This window comes from Achromobacter sp. Root170 (genome assembly GCF_001428165.1).
GTDB lineage: Bacteria > Pseudomonadota > Gammaproteobacteria > Burkholderiales > Burkholderiaceae_B > Achromobacter > Achromobacter mucicolens.
The window spans coordinates 61,260-79,926 of record NZ_LMHN01000015.1; the positions used below are offsets into that span (position 1 = coordinate 61,260).

Consider the following 18,667-nt stretch of genomic DNA (forward strand, 5'->3'; position numbering starts at 1 on the left):
TCCTGAAGCCATATTTCATCTCCTGAATGTCGTGTGTCGTGTTGCCGGATGCGGTTGTTGGGCCTTGCCACGGCGTTCTGACCGCATGCTCCATTCTTAGCACCGCGACTGCCTTTGGCCTATCGGCCATACAGCGTGGACCTTGTGCGGTCAGACGGGCTGCGTCCGTCCGGCACAGCACTTGCTGCCCTGACCAGGCGGGCGGGCGAGGGCGCGCAGTTGCCCCCGAAGCCGGCCCGCTTGATGTGCAACTTGCAACGGGAGAGACGATATGAGCAGAGACCCGAGGAACACGTCGGCATTTCGCGGCGAGCGGGAACCGTGGCAGGATCCCGCGCCTTCGTTCGGATACCAGAGCGAAGGCACGCGCCAGGGCGGCGCGCGCGAGACGCGAGAGCCTGTGCGCAGCCGCAGCGCGGATCCTGGCCAGAGCAGCTACGGCGGATTCTCGAACGAAGATCCCTCGTTTCAGCGTCAACAGGTGGTTGAGGGGCAGGGTCGCGGGCGTGGCGGCGATGACCGCCACCATGACGCGCGAGACCGATATGGGGATCAGCGCCGCGGCGCGGGCGGCCAGGGCCGCGATCAGGGCGGTCGGGACCGCGCCTACGGCCGCGATCAGTCCTACGACGGCCCCACGTCCTTTGGCGACGACGAAGGCGGCTATTACGGCGACCGTCCGGCCTGGCGCGAGGAATCCATGTCCTTCGAAACCGCCGAGCGCGGCGGGTACAACCGTGGCCCGACGGCGTGGCGCGACCGCGCATCGCGCAGGACCGATCCCAAGGGCTACATCCGTTCGGACGACCGGATTCGCGAGAACGTCTGCGAGGCGCTCGCCCATAGCGGCCTGGACGTGAGCGACGTGTCGGTTTCGGTCACCGATGGCCGGGTCGTGCTGGAGGGCACCGTCCCCAACCGCCGCATCAAGCATCACATCGAGGATTGCACCGTGGAGTGCGCCGGCGTCAACGACGTCGACAACCGGATCCGCGTCAATGAAAGGAGCAAATCATGACCAAGCAGATGGACGACAAGCACAACGAGACCGGCGCGGACCGCACCCAGGACGATACGCCCCGGCAATCGCAGGCGAGCCACGGCGACACGCAGAACCGCACCAAAAAGGAGGGCCATACCACGCAGATCGGGACTGGCCAGGACCAGCAGAGCCAGCGCAACCGCGGGCAGGGCGCGCGGTCCAAGCCTTGATCCTGTCCTGTGCATTGAGCAGGAACCGTAGCCGATGACGCTGGACGCGTTGTGGGACTTCCTGCAATGGCCGGCCATGGCGGCGTCGCTTGCCGCCGCCTGGCTGGTCGCCTCGCGCAGCCCTGCCCGGCGCACGGCCGGTTTCTGGGTATTTCTTGCCAGCAACGTGTTGTGGGTGGCCTGGGGGCTACACGACGACGCGTGGGCGCTTATTGCGCTGCAACTAGGATTGGCCGTGCTCAACGTGCGCGGCGTCCTTAAAAACGATTCATAGGGCGCCTGACGGCCGGGCCAAAGGCCTATACTTTTTCCATCACGCACGCTCCGGCGCACGACACAGGGCGTCTGCCGCCTTCCCCCCGCGCGGCGTTCGCCGGGCATTCATGTGCACAGGGTCATGGCCCCTTTTCCAAGGAGGCAATTCCCATGTCGCGCCCCAGCAGATAGACGGCTTTACACGCGGTTTGTAAAGACATCGCCATCAAGGAGATGTGTGATGAACAACCTGTCCAGCAGTAGTTTGGACGATCTGCGGGCGGCGGCCCGGGGTCAGATCCTGTCGGCCGGCGATGCCGGTTACGACGAGGCCCGAAAAATCTGGAACGCCACGGTGGACCGGCGGCCTGCCGTCATCGCGCGATGCGCCGGGCCGGCCGACGTGCGTCGCGCCGTGGATTACGCGCGCGAACACGGCCTGGTGATTTCGGTGCGGGGCGGCGGCCACAATATCGCGGGCACCGCCGTCTGCGACGGCGGCATGATGATCGACCTGTCGCCCATGAAATCGGTGCGTATCGATCCGGCGCGCGCCAGGGCCTACGTGGAACCGGGCGCCACGTTGTCCGACCTGGATCACGAAGCGCAGGCGTTCGGCCTGGCGGTGCCCTTGGGCATCAACTCCACGACCGGCGTGGCGGGCCTGACGTTGGGAGGCGGTTTTGGCTGGTTGACGCGCAGGTTTGGCTTGACTATCGACAATCTGGTGTCTACGGATGTCGTCACCGCCGACGGCCAGATGCTGCGCGCCAGTGAATCGGAGAACCCGGATCTGTTCTGGGCGCTGCGCGGGGGCGGCGGCAATTTCGGTGTGGTCACGATGTTCGAGTTCCAGCTTCATCCCGTGGGCCCCGAGGTTTACGGCGGTCTGGTGGTGATGCCGCTCGAGCAGGGCCGCAAGGCGTTGGCGCGCTACCGCGACGCATTGCCATCGATGCCGCCGGAGCTGACCGTGTGGGCCGTGCTGCGCCAGGCGCCGCCGCTGCCGTTCTTGCCGGCGTCCGTGCACGGAAAGCCCATCGTCGCCTTCGCCGCGTGCTACACGGGCGGGGTGGACAAGGGGCCGCAGGCGCTGGAGGCGGTGCGGGCCTTGGGCGAACCCTATGGCGAGCACCTCGGGCCGATGCCTTATGCAGCCTGGCAGAAGGCGTTCGATCCCTTGCTGACGCCCGGCGCGCGCAACTACTGGAAGTCTCACAACATCGGTGAGCTGCAGGACGGGCTGATCGACGCCGTCGTGTCGGCGGTCCAGAACGTGCCGTCACCGCAATGCGAGATTTTTTTCGGCCACATTGCCGGCGCGGCGATGCGTGTGCCCGTTTCCGCCACGGCCTATCCGCACCGGTCCGCGCAGTTCGCCATGAATGTGCACGGACGTTGGGACGATCCCGGAGACGATGCGCGGTGCATCGCCTGGACGCGCGACATTTTCAAGGCGACCGAGCCCTGGTCGCAGGGCGGTGTGTACGTCAACTTCCTGACGCAGGACGAGACGGCAAGGGTGGGCGCGGCCTATGGTGAAAACTTCGACCGGCTGGTGCAGGTAAAGACCCGCTACGATCCGCACAACCTCTTCCGGCACAACCAGAACATCAGGCCGTCCGCGCCTTGAGGCATGCGGGGCGGCGTGTCAGCCCGGCCGGCGCATTGCGGCATGCGACCGGCCCCGCTGCTTGCGCCGCCAGATCAGCACGCCGGTCACGGACAGCATGACGACGATCAGCCCGAGCAGGCAGGCGAAGATCCGATAGGGCAGGCCGAAGACATGCGCCATGTGCAGCGCGCCCAGCCAGTTGCTGAAGGTGTCGCCCCATGCGCCGCGCGTGGGCAGGTACATGCCGCGCCGCTCGCCCGTGTTGGCGTCGATCAGGATGGCGGTGTTGCCCACGTGGCGACGCAGGTCGGCGTCGCTATGCGCCAGGTACGCGTACACGCCGCGCCGCCGGTCCAGCATCAGCGACTCCTCGCCATCCACGGTAAAGCCGCGCTCTTTTGCCAGTTCGCCCATCGCGCGGCGCGCGGCCGCAAGGGCGGCCGGGCCTTCCAGCGCGGGCGTGGAAAGCGGCTGCGGCAGGACGGGCGCGCCGCGCCACGATGTGTCGAACGGCATGATGACCGACATCACCGGCTGGTACACCTGGGCCCGCAGGTTGAACATGACGCTGGACCATGCATACACCAGCAGCAGGGCCCACAGCCAGAGGCCGAAGGCGCGGTGCAGATCCAGCGTGACGCGCGCCGCCGAGGCGCCTTGCTTGACCGACCAGGCGGGCCGCCACCCGCGCCAGAATCCCGCGCGCTTTGCGCCCTTGGACGGCAGGGTCAGGTAAAAGCCTGCAAAACAGTCCAGCGTCCAGATGAGCGCGATCATGCCGTACAGCAAGCGGCCCCAGACGCCGGGCAGCGTCAGATCCAGATGCAGCCGGTAGATGAAGGGCAGCAGGTTCTCGCGCGCGAGCGACACCGCACCCTCGTTGCGCCAGCCCAGTACCTTGCCGCTGTAGGGATCCGCGAAGGCATGCGTGGCGGGCAGCGGCAGCATGCGCCCGGTGGCCGCATCCTGCCGCGGCGTCAGCCGAAAGACCACGGCCCGGTCCGCCTCGCGCCGCAGCGGCACCTGCTCGATGCCGGCCCACGGCAACTGCGCGCGAACCGTGTCGCGCAGGACGAAGGGATCCAGCAGCGCGCGTCCCTCGGCGGGCGCCAGGAACAGCTGCGGATTCAACCAGAGGTCCAGGTCTTCCTTGAACGCCAGGATGCTGCCCGTCAGCCCGGCCACGCACAGGAACAGGGCGGTGGCCAGCCCCGCCCATCGGTGCACGCGGACCCAGAACGGGCGCGCTGCGATCGCCATGCCGCGCTCAGTACTTGGCGCGCAGCGTCAGCAGGAAGGCCTGCGGCTCGCCAAAGATGTTCTGCGAGCGCGGCGAGCTGATGGTCGCGTAATACTTGCGGTCGAACAGGTTGGTGACGTTGAGCGCCACATCCAGGTTGCGGTTGATCTCGTAGCCGATCTTCATGTCGACCGTCGCATAGCCACCTTGCTCCAGCCGCGCGCCGTTGTACTGCGGCAGGGCAACGTAGGTGCCGCTTTGCACGTTGACGCCGCCGCCGATGGTCCACCGGTTTGCCACGCCCGGCAGCCGGTAATCCGTCCACAGCCGCAGCAGATGGCGCGGCGCGACGGCGGTCACGTTCGAGTCGTACGAGGCGCTTTGGTCCACGCGGGTCTGCAGCCACGTGTAGCCGGCGTAGATGTTCCAGCCCGGCTGGATCTCGCCGTTGACCTGCAGTTCGAAGCCGCGGTTGCGCGTCTTGCCGTTGGCCGTGTAGACCGTGGTGGAATCCGGCGAGAGCGTGGCGCGGTTCTCGTCGCGGATCTCGAACACCGCAAACGAGGCATTGAGCGCGCCGTCCAGGTATTCGCCCTTGATGCCGGCCTCGATCTGCTTGCCTTCCAGCGGCTTGAGCATGCTGCCGTCCGCCGTGGTGTATCCGTTCTGCGGCAGGAAGATCTCGGAGTAGCTGGTATAGACCGAATAGGTGTCGTTCAGGTCATAGATCAGGCCCAGGTTGGGCGTGAACTTGCCGTCGTAATTGGCCTGCTGCGCCTTTTCCGCGGTGAGCGTGCGCTGGTTCGAAGTCAGGTCCCACCAGCTGAAGCGCCCGCCCGCCACCAGCGTCAGCGGCTCGGCCAGACGCAGGCGCAGGTTGCTGTAGAGGCCCCATTGCTTGGTGCGCGCGTGGTTGCTGTTGTTGAAGGCATAGTCCAGGCGGTCGAAGTCCGAGCGCGGGTTCGTGATGTCGATGCGCGGCGCCCAGTTCGGCGTCGGATAGTTCCACGCGTTGTCAAAGCGCGAGTCGGTGTAGTTGGCGCCCAGCGTCAGATTGTGCTGGCGGCCGAACAGCTGGAAGGGGCCGTCGGCGTAGGCGTCGTAGGACGTCTGCGCCTGCCGCGTCGGACCCTTGGCCGACAGCAGCTGGATCAGGTTGTTCGAGGTGTTGGCCGGCCCCCAGCCGTACGCCTGCTCGCGGTCCAGCTTGTTTTCGGCGTAGCGGCCGGACAGCTTGGCGGTCCAGCCATTGTCCAGGCGGTGCTCCACGTCGGCGAAGGCTTCGGTGGACGTGAACTGGTCACGGTTCCAGTCGGCGCCGATGAAGGTGGAGCGCTTGATGTCGGCCAGCGAAAAACTGGGCTGGCCGCCGGGGCCCACGGTCATGAGCGCCGGGATCGACCACATCGACGCGTGGATGTCGCGTTCCTGGCGGCCGCCGCCCACCGTCAGCGTGGTGCGCGGCGTGAAGTCATACGCCAGCGCACCGTACAGCACGGAATGCTGCTCGTTGGTTTTGTCGTAGAAGAAGCGGCGGTCCTGGTAGACGCCAACCAGCCGCCCGCGTAGCGAGCCGTCCTCGTTCAGGCCGCCGGTCAGGTCGACCTCGGAGCGGTAGTTGTCCCACGAGCCGGCCGAGACGCTGCCTTCGAAGCCGAATTCCTTTTGCGGGCGCTTGTGGACCAGGTTGATCGCGCCGCCCAGCCCGCCGGCGCCGTTGTACAGGCCTGCGGGGCCTTTCAGGACCTCGACGCGGTCGTAGATGGCAAGGTCCGTCGAGGACAGCATGCGCCAGTCGTATTGCGTGGGAATGCCGTCGATCTGATACGACGTCATGTCAAAACCGCGCGAGTGGAAGATCGAGCGGCTGTTGTCGCGGCGTTCGACGGTGACGCCCGCCGTGTTGCGCATCGCATCGTCCAGCGTCTGCATGGCCTGCTGGCGCATCCGCTCTTGCGTGACCACGCTGATCGACTGCGGAATCTGGCGCTGCGTGAGCGGCGTCTTGGAACCCACCGTGGTCGGCGGGTTGTAGCGTTCGGCCGCCGAGTCGCCCGTCACCGTGACGGGGGCCAGCGTGCTGACCGACGGTGCAGCGGGCCGGATGACGAAGTGTCGTTCGCCCGTCTGCTCGGCGACCAGGCCGCTGCCTGCCAGCAGCGCCGCAAAGCCCTCGGCGATGGCGTAGGGCCCGTGCAGCGCCGGCGCCTGCCGGCCCGTGGTGAGCGACGGATCGAACGACAGCGTCACCCGCGCCGACGCGGCGTACTGGTTCAAGGCGCTCTCAAGCGGCGCGGCGGCCTGTTCGACCGTCACGCGCGCGGACTGGGCATGAACGGCGGGGGCAAGCGCCAGCGCGGCGCATAGCGGAAGCAGGCGCAGAAGGCGCGTCGGGGTGGGGCGGGCAGAGCGGGACATGACGTAGGCGATCCTGGTTCAAACGGGGGTTGTCATTCCCTATGTCGAACGAGGTCGCCAAAACCCGTAAACGGAATCGCCAAAAAGTTGTAACGGCATTCAGGCGGGCAGCACGCGGGTCCACAGGCCCGCGTAGCGCTCGATCCGCGTGGGCAGCGCGCGGGACAGCGTATTGAGCGCGCCCGGCAGGTCGTCCAGCAGGAAGACGCCCGACACCCGCAGATCGGCCACGGCGGGATCGCAGCTGATCCAGCCGCGCTGATAGCGCGACAGTTCCTGCAGGAAGTCCGCGAGCCGCATGCCACGCACGGTCAGCACGCCGTCGGCCCAGCTATCGGCGTCAAACGGCGCGGCGGGTTCGCGCCGTGCATCGCGGTCCGTCACGCGGTAGCGCCCGCCGGGCTCGGCGCGCGATTCGGCGCCGTGCAAGGGGGCAATGCGCAAGTCGCCGCGCTGCATGTCCAGCAGCGTGGCGTCTTCGATCGTGCGCAGCAGAAAGCGCGCCTGCGTGGCGGTGAAACGCGCCTGGCGCGTGCGCACTTCCCACGGGGCGGGCGCCGCGCCCGTGTCCATGCGCAGCTCGCCGGCCAGCAGGGTAAGGCGCCGGCCGCCCGGGTCGGTCCGCACGGCGCTGCCCGTGTTCAGCCACAGTTCGGCCCCGCCCTCCAGCGCGAACCGGCGACGCTCGCCGACGCCGCTGCGGTAGTCGGCGGTCATGCGATCCCAGGCGCCGTCGCGCCACGCCAGCGTCGCGCCAGCGCCCACCGTTCCCAACGCCAGCATGGCAAGGACGCGGCGGCGGCCGCGGGCGGGGGCGGCTCGCAGCGCGGACGCCGCCGCCGAGCCGGACACTGCGCGCAGATCCGTCTCGATCGCCTGCAACTGGCGCCAGACCCGTTCGTGTTCGGCGTCGGCCTCGCGCCAGCGGCGGCAGGCCTCGTGCTCGGCGGCATCGGCGTGGCCCGAGTTCAGGCGCACCGCAAAGGAAATGGCGCGATCCAGCACCACGGCGCGATCAGCCATAGCGCAGTTCGTAGCAATGACGGATGGCGGCGGCCATGTATTTTTCGATGGAGCTCACCGACACGCGCAAGGTTGCCGCGATGTCGGGATAGGTCATGCCGTCCAGCCGGGACATCAGGAACGCCGCCTTCGCCTTGGCGTTCAGGCCGTCCAGCATGCGGTCGATGCGCACCAGGGTTTCGAGCAGCAGGGCGCGGGTTTCGGGAGAAGGGGCCTGGGCTTCTGGCAGCAGGGCCAGCTCGTCGAGATAGGCCCGCTCCAGCTTGCGCCGGCGGATGTGGTCCACGGCCAGGCCGTGCGCCAGCGTCGTCAGGTAGGCGCGCGGCTCTTGCAGGCCGCGGGCGCGCTCGGGCGCGGCCAACAGCCGATGAAAGGTGTCTTGCGCGATATCGGCGGCGTCAAAGCCGCACCCCAGCTTTCTGCGCAGCCAGTTCACCAGCCAGCGATGATGGTCCACATAGAGTGCGCCCACATGATGGTGATCCGGCGCCAGGCTGCGAGTCATGGAAGTGCGGCGAAAGGGGAGACGTTGGCAATCCCGGACGGAAGGTGTCGAGATTGAGAATGGTTCTTATTGTATCAGCGGTTTGCGGGGGGCGGCATCAGGGAATCCGAGGGGGGGCAGGTGTCAGGCGGGACGCTGGCTTTCCAGCTCGTGCTCGATGCCCGCTTTCAGCGCCAGCAGATCCGGGGCATGCCGCTGCGCCACCGCGGACGGCGCGTCGTCGGTGGTGAGGCTGATGTTCAGCGCCATTGCCGGGCCGCCCAGCGGGCGTAGCGGCGTGGACAGCGCCACCACGCCCGGCTGCCACGACGCCACGCAATATCCGCGCGCCGTCACCTTGGCGATGGCGCTGTCGATGTCCGCGCGGATCGGCTTCCAGGTGGCGCTGCGATAGCCCCGCCGGATCTGGTCCAGCAGGGCGTCGCGCGTGTCGGCGTCCAGCGTCGCCAGGTAGGCGCGGCCCAGCGACGTCAGCTCGATCGGAACCCGCTGGCCCGCAACGATGGTGCGCAGGGACGCCTTGCGGTTGTAGCGGATGGATTCCAGGTAGACCATGTCGGCCCGGTCGGCGCTGGCCAGGCCCACGTTCAGGCGCTGCTTGACGGACACCTCGCGCATCAGCGGCGTGGCCGCGCGCAGCACCGGCGACGAGGCGTGCATGGCGTGTCCCAGGCTGAGCACCGGCGCGGCCAGGCGATAGGCGCGCGCACGCCGGTCGTGTTCCAGAAAGCCGCTGGTCACGAGGGTCTGCGTCAGCCTGCTGACCGTTGCCGCCGACAGGCCCGTGCGTTCGGCCAGATCGCCATTGCCCAGCAGGTCCGTGCCCGGCTTGAACGCGCGAAGGATCTCCAGGCCGCGTTCCAGCGAGCGGTTCTGGCTGACGCCGGTGAAGCGGCGGCTGGCGGCGGTAGCGGATTCGGTTGCGGCGGGCATGGTTGAAGCAATTCCACTAGATGGAAATGGGGCGGTGCATTTGCACACTGTAGCGCCTACCTTGTCGGTGTTGCCAGCCCGGCAGCCGTTGTGGATTCCGGGGCTGGCCCCGGAAACGACGGAGCACGGAAATGGCTGACTACGAATTCATCAGACTGCAGACGCGGGACGGCGTGGCGACGCTGACACTGAACCGCCCCGACAAGCGCAACGCGATCAGCGACGCAATGCGCAGCGAATTGATCCAGGCGCTGGAGCACGTCGCACAGGACCGCGCGATCCGCGCGCTGGTGCTGACGGGCGAGGGCAAGGGATTCTGCGCAGGGGGCGACATTGCCGGCATGCAGGGCAGGATGGACGCGCCCGCCGGCGAGGTCGGATTCAACGGATGGTCGCGCCAGCAGCGCGTGCATCACGCGCAAGGGCTGCTGTTCAACATGCCCAAGCCGACGATCGCGGCGGTGAACGGCGCGGCGGCGGGGTTGGGGGCGGATACGGCGCTCAGTTGCGACTTCATCGTGGCGTCCGACAGCGCCTCGTTCACGTGGAGCTACATTGCACGCGGCCTCATTCCGGACGGTGGCGGCATGTATTTCCTGCCGCGCCGCGTCGGCCTGGCGCGCGCGAAGGAATTGATCTATTCCGGGCGCAAGGTGGCGGCGCAGGAGGCCCTGCAACTGGGCATCGCCGACCGGCTCGTGCCGGCCGGTACAGAAGTGGAGGCGGCCCAGGCGTGGGCGGCCGAATTGAGCCAGGGCTCGGCCACGGCGCTGGCGCTGGGCAAGTCGATCCTGGACCAGACGTTCGAACTGACGGCCGACCAGGTGTTTGCCATGGGCAGCCAGGCGCAAGGCATCTGCTACACCAGCGCCGAGCACCGCGACGCCGTGGCCGAGTTTCTGAAAAAGATGGCGCAGGCGCAGGCAGCCCGCGCCCAGGGAGAGAAGCCGTGAGCGCCCTGGACAAGCTGCTGCGGCCCCGCAGCGTGGCAGTGGTCGGGGCGTCGGCCGACCCCGCCAAGACCTCGGGCCGGCCCGTGGCCTACCTGCGCAAGCACGGGTTTCAGGGCAGCATCTACCCCGTCAATCCGAAGGCGTCCGAGATCGACGGATTGCGTTGCTACCCCGACATCCGCTCGCTGCCGCAGGCGCCCGACGTCGCCATCGTGGTGCTGGGCGCCGAGCGCACGCAGCAGGCCGTTCGCGAGCTGTCCGCCATCGGCACGGGCGCAGCCATCGTGCTGGCAAGCGGATACTCGGAAAGCGGCGAGGAGGGCGCGCGCCGCCAGCAAGCGCTGCGCGAGGCCGCTGGCGCCATGCGCATTCTGGGACCGAACACCATCGGCCTGGTCAACCTGACCGACCGGGTCACGCTGTCGGCCAGCGGCGCCCTGGAAATCGACGACCTGCAGCCCGGCGCGGTGGGGCTCGTCTCGCAAAGCGGCGGCATCCTGGGGGCGCTGCTGTCGCGCGCCGCCGCCCGCGGCGTGGGCCTGTCCAAGCTGATTTCGACCAGCAACGAGGCCGACCTGGAACTGGCCGACTTCGTGGACGCGCTGGCCGACGACCCCGCCACGCGCGTCATCGCGCTGTACGTCGAGAGCATTCGCCATCCCGCCAAGTTCCGCGCCGCCGCGCGCAAGGCGCGGGCCGCGGGTAAACCGGTGGTGGCGTTCAAGATCGGGCGTTCGGAATCGGGTGCGCGTGCGGCAGCGTCGCACACCGGGGCGCTGGCCGGCGCCGACGCCATGTACGACGCGCTTTTCGAGGATGCGGGCGTCATCCGGGCGCAGACCTTTTCGGACCTGCTGGATATTCCGGCTGCGCTGGCGCACGCACGCAAGCTCCCCGGACGCCGCGTTGCGATCCTGACATCGACGGGCGGCGCCGGCACGCTGGTGGCGGACTGCCTGGGCCTCGCGGGGTTCGAGCTGCCGGCGCCTGACGACGCCACCGGCGCGGCGCTGCGCGCCCTGCAACCCGGCACGCCCGCCGCGCTGGACCGCAATCCCATCGACGTCACGCTGGCGGGCCTGCAGCCCGAACTGCTGCGCGGCGCCATCCGCATTCTGCTCGACAGCGGCAGCTATGACGCGCTGGTGGTGATCGTCGGTTCGTCCGGCGTGGCGCAGCCCGAACTGATGGCAGGCGCGTTGAAGGACACGTTGGCTGGCGCCACCAAGCCCGTGATGGCCTACATCAGCCCGCACGCGCCCCGCGCCGCCGAGGTGCTTGGCCGCTACGGCATACCGGCGTTTCACACGCCCGAAGGCGTCAGCGCGGCCATGGCGGCGATGTGGCAGGCACAGGCGCGCGTTGAGGCGGACAACGCGGCGCTGCCGAACGCCGGGTTGCCGGACGGCCTGGAACTTGGAGAAGGCGGATCGCTGGACGAGGCGCAGGCCAAGGCGCTCTTTGCCCGCTTCGGGGTGCCAAGCGTCAAGGAAATCGTCGTGCAGGACGAGGCGCAGGCCTCGCAGGCCGCAGCCGCGCTGGGCCCGCGGGTCGTGCTCAAGCTGCTGTCGCGCGACATCACGCACAAGAGCGACGTGGGCGGCGTGGCCGTGAACGTGGCGCAGGAGGACGTGCCCGCACGGCTGCGGCAGATGCGCGAGGACGTCCTGCGCCATACCGGCGACACGCCTCGCGCCTTCCTGGTCCAGGAGATGGTGACCGGTGCGGCGGAAGTGATCGTCGGCCTGCACCGGGATCCGCTGGGGTCGGCCATTCTGCTTGGCATGGGGGGCGTGGTCGCCGAACTGGTCCGGGATACGACGCTCTTGATGCTGCCCGAAGACGGGACCGGCCTGTCGCCGGCGCAGGTGATGGCCGGGCTGCGGCGGCTCAAGACCTGGCCCTTGCTGGACGGCTACCGCGGGCGCGAGCGCGCCGACGTGCCGGCGTTGGTCGCCGCCGTCGTCGCGTTCTCACGCATGGCGGGCGCGTTGGGAGACGTCCTCGTCGAAGCCGAAATCAATCCGCTCTTCGTTCGGCCTGCGGGCCAGGGCGTTTGCGCGGCGGACGGCGTGGCCGTCCTGCAAAGCCGCTTGAACTAGTTCAGGCGGGTGGATAAAAACAGGAGACAACCATGAAACAGCAAAACTTCTTCACGCGTGGCGGCATCGCCATGGCCGCGGCGGTACTGGCGCTGGGCGCATTGGCCGCGTCGCAGGCGCGCGCGGCCTACCCCGACAGGCCCTTGCGCATCGTCGTGCCGTTCACGCCGGGCGGCGGCACCGACCTGATCGCGCGCCAGTTGGCCAAGGGCCTGACGCAGGAATTGGGGCAGACCGTGGTGGTGGAAAACCGCCCGGGCGGCAGCACCATCATCGGCACGGAGAACGTGGCCAAGAGTCCGCCTGACGGCTACACCTTGCTGATGGCCACGTTTGCTCATGCGGTGAACCCGGCCATTCACAAGAAGCTGCCCTACGATACCGAGCGGGCCTTCGCGCCGGTCGCGATGATCGGCAAATCGCCCAACGTGCTGGTGGTGCCGCCGAACTCGCCGTTCAAGAGCGTGCAGGAGATCCTTACCTATGCGCGCGCCCATCCCGGCAAGCTGACGTTTGGATCCTATGGCAACGGCACCTCGGCCCATCTGGCGGGCGAGCTCTTCAAGAGCCTGGGCAAGGTGGACATCCTGCACGTGCCCTACAAGGGCGCCGGTCCCGGCATCAACGACCTGATCGGCGGGCAGATCGACATGATCTTCTCGACCTCGGCCAGCGTCAGCGGCCACATCAAGAGCGGCCAGCTGCGCGCACTGGCCGTGACCACGAAGCAGCGTTCGCCGGCCTATCCCGATGTGCCGACCGTCGCGGAAGCGGGCGAGGCGGGATATTTCGTGGATAGCTGGTATGGCGTGTTCGTGCCGAACGGCACGCCGCCCGCCGTCATCGACACGTTGAACGCGGCAATCAGGAAGGCGTCCGACGACCCGGATTTCCGCGCGGCGCTGGAGCTGGAAGGCCTGGCGCCCGATGTGGGCACGCCCGCCGCGCTGGGCGAGTACGTCAAGGAGGAAGAGGCGCGCTGGAGCCGGATCATCCAGGACGCCGGAATCACGGACAAGCCCTGAGCGGGCCTGCCCGGTGTTCGCGGGCGTGCGTTCAATGCAGCTGGTCGGACCCTTCCGGCTGCAATTCCGACAGCGCCTTCCAGTCCGGATCCTGGAACATGCGCAATTGAATCGGATACACGGGATGCCCCGCCAGGCACTTGTTGAACGCATCCAGAAACGCCTCGACATTCGGCGTGTAGTAGCGCCACTCTTTCTGATGATTGCCCGTCAGGCAGGCCACCTGCACGCCGGCGTCCGAATTCTCGAAGCCCTGCTCGACGGCCTCTTCGAAACGGTTGGTGCGCTGCTTGTCTTCATCATTGGGCATGCCCGATTCGATGCCCTCGTACGGCCACGTGATGATGATCAGGTTCTCGTTGATCTGGCGGTCGGCCTCGGCCGGCAGACCGTTGCGAAAGCGGATGACGACCGGCAGTCCGTTGACGCGGGCTTCGCCCACCGCCCAAAGATCGCCTGGAAAAATGCTGGGCATTGCTTGAACTCCTTTTCACTACTTCGTCGAAACAGGCCACGAGTCTATCGCAAGCGGTCCAGACGGGCCGCGGTGCCCTTGCAGCGGCCCTGCGCAGGGGCCTCGGGGATGTTGACGATTGTCAATTTCGGGGTTTCTGGCCGATCTATGCTGGCGCTGCGCAGGCGTTGCGCGCAGTGAACCTTGTGCGATTGGCAATCGGGTGGAGATCGATCATGAACATGAAGACTGCGGCCATTGCCGCAATGCTTGCCTTGTCGGCCCCTGGCCTGGCGCTTGCCGCGCCGCCCAGCGACGCGCCCGCGCGCCCGGCCCAGCCGGCCTCGCCGGGCGGCAATGTCCAGAACTTCGACAAACAGGCTGCGCAAGTCAGGGAGAATCTGGAAAACATGCAAAAGCAGATGGATGAGATCCAGAAGACCACCGATCCGGATGCGCGGCAGAAGCTCTTGCTTGAGCATCGGCAGCTCATGCAGAACACCATGGGCATGATGCGCCAGATGTGGACGGGCGGCATGGGACCTTGCTGCGCGCAGGGGGGCGGCGGCCCGCATCATCGGGGAGGCCCGATGATGGGGTGGAACGCCATGAGAGGCAATTACTCCGGACTGACGCCTGAACAGGTCCGGGAACATCAATACATGCGCGACCAATACATGGGAATGCAGCAGCGGATGATGGAGCAGATGCTGCAGCAGCAACTCAATTCGGCCACGCCACAACGGTGACCGCCGCGGTGCGCGCGTGCGCCTGGCAGTGGCGACGCCAGTCGCGTCGCGGCGTTATCGAGCGGCTCCGCATGGCAGCGCGCCTGCCGCGCTCAGCGGCCGGCCCAGCGGCCGCAGTCCACGCGCCACCGGCCACACTGTCACTGCGGCCAGCAGTGCCGCCGTCCATTCCCGGATGCCCAGGGGGCCGAATTCGAACAGCCCGCGCAGGGCAGGCCATTGCAGCGTCAGGGCCAGCAGCGCCAGCGTCGCCGCGACCGCCAGCCGGGTGGCGCCGTCCCATGTGCCGGCATGCCGCTGATGGGGCGAGCGGTTGTTGACCATCAAGGTCAGATTGCCCAGCACCAGCGCACAGAAGGCGGTGGCGCGCGCGGTATCCGCGGGCGTCTGGGTCTGCTGCAGCCAGGCGTAGAGAACGCCGGCGGATGCCAACAGCGCCAGCCCCTGGGCCAGGCCAATCAGGAAGGTTCGTAGTGAAAACAGCGGCTTCTCGACGGGCAGGGGAGGGCGGCGCATCAGGTCCGGCTCTGCCGCGACGGACTCGAAAGCCAGTCCGCACAGGGGGCCGATGACGATCTCCAGGAACGCCACATGGGCCGGGCGCAGCAGTTCCGGCCAGCCAAAGAGCAGTGGCAGGATCACCAGCCCGGCGATCGGCACATGCGCCGCGACGATGTAGACGATAGCCTTGGACAGGTTGTCGAACAGGCGGCGGCTTTGCCGGACCGCGTTCAAAATGTCGGAGAAATCGTCGCGGGTCAGGACAAGGTCGGCGGCTTCGCGCGCGACATCGGTGCCACGCGCGCCCATGGCGATGCCGACGTGGGCCGCGCGCAATGCGGGGGCGTCGTTGACGCCGTCTCCCGTCATCGCAACGATGGCGCCTTGCCGCTTGAGCATCTGGACCAGGCGCAGCTTCTGTTCCGGCTTTACGCGCGCGTAAACGCAGGTGCGGCCGACCAGTTCGGCCAGATGCTCGCCGCCTTCCCGCGCCAGCACATCGCCTTCAGCCACGTAGTCCGCCGGAATGCCCGCCTGGCGGGCAATGGCGCGGGCCGTCTCCGGATGATCGCCCGTCAGCATCAGCACGCGTATGCCCGCCGCATCGCACGCGGCGACCGACTCGGCCACGCCTTCCTTCAGCGGATTTTCCAGGCCTACCAAGCCCGCGAACTGCAGCGGCAGGTCGTCGGGCTGATCGGGAAGCCGCCCGTTCGGCCAGCGCCCGCTGGCAGCCGCCAACACCCTCAGCCCCGCCGCGGCCATGCGCTGGACCTCGGCCTGCAGCTGCGCCGTGCGTGCCGGCGACAGCTGGCAAAGCTTGAACACCGCCTCCGGCGCGCCCTTGCACGCGAGACGGGCGTCATCCGCTTGCGCTGTAGTCCAGACGTGGATCACAGCCAACCGTGCGGACGAGAAGGGATAGGCTTTAACCAAGGCAAGACCGCCCGCCGGCGGATGCCTGCCAAGCGACGCGGCAAAAATGCGAAAGGCGTCCTCCATTGCATCCCCGGAATCGGGCACGCTCGCCAGCGCAAGCGTTTCGGCCAGGGTCATGGCCTCGGCCGCGCAATCCGCCGCCGCGCCCGCGAGATCGGCGGCATCGATGCGCACTGAGCCAGCGTAAAGCGCGCGAACGACCATGGTGTTTGTCGTCATGGTGCCCGTCTTGTCGGCGCACAACACGGTGGTCTTGCCCAGGGTTTCGACCACGCTCAGCTTGCGGACAAGCACGCCTTCGCCCGCGATGCGCCGGGCTTCCAGCGCGGAGAAGATGGTCACGATGACGGGGAAATCCTGCGGAAGCAGACTCATCGCCAACGCGATGCCCGCCAGCATTCCTTCGAACCATCCTCCCCGCATGTAGACGTACAGGGCCCAGGTGGCCAGCGACAGGAAGAACCCCACCCACATGAACCGCAGGATGAAATGGCGGGTCTGCAGTTCCAGGGGCGCGCGTTCCGGCGTCAGTTGCCGAATCGACTGGCCCAGCGCGCCCAACCGCGTGTCGTCTCCCACGGCAAGAACGCGCAGGGTGCCGGTTCCTGACAGCACCAGCGTCCCGCTCAGCACGTCGGCATCGCCCTCAACCGTGCCCGATGGCCGCTTGTACACGGGCTGGAACTCGCCGGTAAGCGGCGACTCGTCCACCAGCAGACCCTCGCCGTCCGTCAACCGGCCGTCCGCGGGGACGCGGTTGCCTTCGGCAAGCAGCACCGCATCGCCCGGCTTCAGTTCGGCCGACGGCACCCAGTGCCGCTTGCCGTCGCGCAGCAGCAGGGCGCGGGGCGCCGCCAGACGATCCAATGCGTCAAGGGCGCGTGCGGTACGTAATGACTGCGCCACCGTCAGCGCAAAAATGACCAGTACAAAAAGCAGCAACAGCGCCGCTTCCTGCCAGGCGCCCAGAAGCGTGTACAGGCCGCCGCCGGCCAGCAGCAACGCGAACATCGGATCCTTGACCAGATCCAGGCTGATCGAGGCCAGGGTGCGCTGATGGTCCGGCGAAGGCATGGCGCATCGGCCTAGGTGATCAGCACCACCGGAATGTGAACCGTGTGCAGCACCTTCAGCGTGGTCGATCCCAGAAACAGGCTGCCGGCCGCGCCCAGTCCTCGCGACCCCATGACGATATGGTCGCAACCCTGCTCGGTGGCGTGGGCCTTGATGCATTCGGCAATGTTGCCCACCCGCGTCGCCTTTTGATAGACGATGCCCGAGCGGTCCAGCAAGGCCTCCGACTCCGCGAGGGCGGCCTTGGCTTCGTCCTCATAGAATTCCTCGATGGCATCCGGCTCAAAGAATGCCGATATCGTGCCGGAAGCAATGGGCGGCTGCACATTCAGCAGGTGGATGGCGCAAGGGCCATGTTCGCGGACCTGGTCGACCACATAGCGCACGGCGCGCAGGGAATTGCCCGATCCGTCAACGGGGATAAGCACGTTTTTCACAACCCCTCCGATAGCAGTGTCCGCCCGGGCCGCATGGCTCGGGCGTGATGCCATCATCGCGCCGATGCGGTCGTGGAAGTTGACGTCAGTCAAGCTTTCGCCCGATCGCCTGGACGAGCGCGGCCAGGTCTGCGCGGGGCCCGACGTTTGTCCCCGATTTCTGCATGACAAAGGTCAATTTGGCGATTCCGGACGGGGGCAACATGGAGAGGCGGGCGAACCTCCCGCGTCTCATCCTCACGATAAGGAGATAGCCATGTCGCGCTTGACGCAATACAGCCCATTTTCGAGCGAACCCTTCGCGGACGTTTTCCAGGCGTTCCTGCGGCCGATCCGGCAGAACGGGGAGGATCAGGCCCCCCGGATGGACATCGATGTCACCGAGGCAGGCGACAAGTACGTCCTGAAGGCCGACGTGCCCGGGATCGACAAGAAGGACATCACCGTGCAGATCGATGGCAACACGGTGATGATCTCGGCCAACAAGGAAAAGCACAGTGAAACGAAAGAGGCGGGAAACGTCATCCGCCGGGAGCGTTTCTGGGGCCAGGTTCAACGCTCCGTGTCGCTGGCCAGCCCCATCGATGAAGCGGCCGCCAAGGCGGTCTGCGAGAACGGCGTCCTGACCCTGACACTACCCAAATCGGCCGGAAGCCGGAACAAGACGCTGCAGATCGAATGACGGCGGTTTACAGCCATGTCCCTGTATAGACGGATCCTCATTCCCATCGACGGCAGCCAGACCGCCGAACTGGGGCTGGACGAAGCCATGCGTCTGGCCGTGTGCAACGGCGCCCGCATTCGATTGATCTGCGTGGTCGGGGAACTGCCCTTGTCCTCGCGGATCGGCGCGGATTGCTATTCCCCAAAAGAGGTGCGCATGCTGTCGCGCGAGCTTGGCGTTCAAGTGCTGCGCAACGCCGCGCGCCGGGTGCGCGCACGTTGCATCCCGGTCGATAGCGCGCTGTTCGAGGCAGGCGAACAATCCTTCGAGGAGCGCGTGGCCCAGGAGGCCGACGCGTGGGGCGCGGATCTGATCGTCATGGGCGCTCGCGGGGGGGACGGCTTTAATGCCATCCCCCGGGGCGCCGGAGCCAGGAGCGCCCGCCGCGCCGCGCCCATGCTGCTGGTGCACGAATCGGCGCGAAAAGCGCAACGCCTCTCAGTGCACGGCGGGCGTCAGGCCGAAATCGCCTCTAGGCTTGCGTATCGCGTCGACTCGTCCTGAATCC

The 18,667-nt window shown here is 67.5% G+C and carries 18 protein-coding genes; 10 read left to right on the top strand and 8 right to left on the bottom strand.

The features are described from left to right. Window positions 1-271 precede the first annotated feature (271 nt). The 4 genes from ASD87_RS14675 to ASD87_RS14690 all read left to right on the top strand — a co-directional run bounded on the left by ASD87_RS14675 (window position 272) and on the right by ASD87_RS14690 (window position 3,100). On the top strand, window positions 272-1,018 hold the full coding sequence (locus tag ASD87_RS14675) for a BON domain-containing protein (protein WP_056322888.1): 747 nt from the start codon (window positions 272-274) through the stop codon (window positions 1,016-1,018). After that, the gene (locus ASD87_RS14680) at window positions 1,015-1,212 is read left to right on the top strand and encodes a hypothetical protein (RefSeq protein WP_082586287.1); all 198 of its coding nucleotides are present in this window, start codon (window positions 1,015-1,017) and stop codon (window positions 1,210-1,212) included. Before ASD87_RS14675 ends, ASD87_RS14680 begins: the two co-directional genes overlap by 4 nt. A 34-nt stretch (window positions 1,213-1,246) precedes the next feature. Then, complete coding sequence (locus ASD87_RS14685) at window positions 1,247-1,486, top strand: hypothetical protein (protein WP_369818539.1); 240 nt, start codon at window positions 1,247-1,249, stop codon at window positions 1,484-1,486. Window positions 1,487-1,708: 222 nt separating this feature from the next. Continuing rightward, window positions 1,709-3,100 (top strand): FAD-binding oxidoreductase, encoded by a 1,392-nt coding sequence (locus ASD87_RS14690; RefSeq protein ID WP_056322891.1) that lies wholly within the window; start codon window positions 1,709-1,711, stop codon window positions 3,098-3,100. A gap of 18 nt (window positions 3,101-3,118) precedes the next feature. Here ASD87_RS14690 and ASD87_RS14695 read toward each other — a convergent pair whose 3' ends face one another. The 5 genes from ASD87_RS14695 to ASD87_RS14715 all read right to left on the bottom strand — a co-directional run bounded on the left by ASD87_RS14695 (window position 3,119) and on the right by ASD87_RS14715 (window position 9,201). Continuing rightward, window positions 3,119-4,342, bottom strand: coding sequence for a PepSY domain-containing protein (locus ASD87_RS14695; protein WP_056322893.1), 1,224 nt, complete (start codon window positions 4,340-4,342; stop codon window positions 3,119-3,121). A 7-nt stretch (window positions 4,343-4,349) separates the two neighbouring features. Beyond that, window positions 4,350-6,740: a TonB-dependent receptor gene (locus tag ASD87_RS14700; RefSeq protein ID WP_056322896.1), complete on the bottom strand. Its 2,391-nt coding sequence runs from the start codon at window positions 6,738-6,740 to the stop codon at window positions 4,350-4,352. 99 nt (window positions 6,741-6,839) lie between these two features. After that, window positions 6,840-7,763 carry a FecR domain-containing protein gene (locus ASD87_RS14705; RefSeq protein WP_056322897.1) on the bottom strand — a complete coding sequence of 308 codons (924 nt, stop codon included), beginning with the start codon at window positions 7,761-7,763 and terminating at the stop codon, window positions 6,840-6,842. After that, complete coding sequence (locus ASD87_RS14710) at window positions 7,756-8,268, bottom strand: sigma-70 family RNA polymerase sigma factor (RefSeq protein ID WP_056322900.1); 513 nt, start codon at window positions 8,266-8,268, stop codon at window positions 7,756-7,758. The genes ASD87_RS14705 and ASD87_RS14710 overlap by 8 nt, the downstream gene beginning before the upstream one ends. A 123-nt stretch (window positions 8,269-8,391) precedes the next feature. Then, entirely contained in the window at window positions 8,392-9,201 is an 810-nt protein-coding gene (locus ASD87_RS14715; protein ID WP_056322902.1) for an IclR family transcriptional regulator, read from the bottom strand. 131 nt (window positions 9,202-9,332) lie between these two features. On the opposite strand from ASD87_RS14715, the gene ASD87_RS27195 reads away from it, so the two are divergent. The 3 genes from ASD87_RS27195 to ASD87_RS14730 are packed head-to-tail and all read left to right on the top strand — an operon-like array spanning window position 9,333 to window position 13,281. Beyond that, window positions 9,333-10,154, top strand: coding sequence for an enoyl-CoA hydratase/isomerase family protein (locus ASD87_RS27195; protein WP_056322905.1), 822 nt, complete (start codon window positions 9,333-9,335; stop codon window positions 10,152-10,154). Then, window positions 10,151-12,256, top strand: coding sequence for an acetate--CoA ligase family protein (locus ASD87_RS14725; RefSeq protein ID WP_056322907.1), 2,106 nt, complete (start codon window positions 10,151-10,153; stop codon window positions 12,254-12,256). Before ASD87_RS27195 ends, ASD87_RS14725 begins: the two co-directional genes overlap by 4 nt. Window positions 12,257-12,288: 32 nt before the next feature. Next, window positions 12,289-13,281 carry a tripartite tricarboxylate transporter substrate binding protein gene (locus ASD87_RS14730; RefSeq protein ID WP_056322910.1) on the top strand — a complete coding sequence of 331 codons (993 nt, stop codon included), beginning with the start codon at window positions 12,289-12,291 and terminating at the stop codon, window positions 13,279-13,281. Window positions 13,282-13,312: 31 nt separating this feature from the next. Here ASD87_RS14730 and ASD87_RS14735 read toward each other — a convergent pair whose 3' ends face one another. Further along, complete coding sequence (locus ASD87_RS14735) at window positions 13,313-13,756, bottom strand: DUF695 domain-containing protein (protein WP_056322914.1); 444 nt, start codon at window positions 13,754-13,756, stop codon at window positions 13,313-13,315. Window positions 13,757-13,971: 215 nt separating this feature from the next. Here ASD87_RS14735 and ASD87_RS14740 point away from each other — a divergent pair, with 215 nt between their 5' ends. Next, window positions 13,972-14,484 carry a hypothetical protein gene (locus tag ASD87_RS14740; protein ID WP_235512709.1) on the top strand — a complete coding sequence of 171 codons (513 nt, stop codon included), beginning with the start codon at window positions 13,972-13,974 and terminating at the stop codon, window positions 14,482-14,484. Between the two features lie 54 nt (window positions 14,485-14,538). On the opposite strand, the gene ASD87_RS14745 is transcribed toward ASD87_RS14740, so the two are convergent. Together ASD87_RS14745 and ASD87_RS14750 are read right to left on the bottom strand one after the other, a co-directional pair. Further along, on the bottom strand, window positions 14,539-16,998 hold the full coding sequence (locus tag ASD87_RS14745; RefSeq protein WP_056322916.1) for a cation-translocating P-type ATPase: 2,460 nt from the start codon (window positions 16,996-16,998) through the stop codon (window positions 14,539-14,541). A gap of 11 nt (window positions 16,999-17,009) precedes the next feature. Beyond that, on the bottom strand, window positions 17,010-17,435 hold the full coding sequence (locus tag ASD87_RS14750; RefSeq protein WP_056322919.1) for a universal stress protein: 426 nt from the start codon (window positions 17,433-17,435) through the stop codon (window positions 17,010-17,012). Between the two features lie 256 nt (window positions 17,436-17,691). On the opposite strand from ASD87_RS14750, the gene ASD87_RS14755 reads away from it, so the two are divergent. Together ASD87_RS14755 and ASD87_RS14760 are read left to right on the top strand one after the other, a co-directional pair. Further along, window positions 17,692-18,117 (top strand): Hsp20/alpha crystallin family protein, encoded by a 426-nt coding sequence (locus tag ASD87_RS14755; protein ID WP_056322922.1) that lies wholly within the window; start codon window positions 17,692-17,694, stop codon window positions 18,115-18,117. Between the two features lie 15 nt (window positions 18,118-18,132). Next, window positions 18,133-18,663, top strand: a complete 531-nt coding sequence (locus ASD87_RS14760) for a universal stress protein (RefSeq protein ID WP_056322924.1) — start codon at window positions 18,133-18,135, stop codon at window positions 18,661-18,663. Window positions 18,664-18,667: the final 4 nt, after the last annotated feature.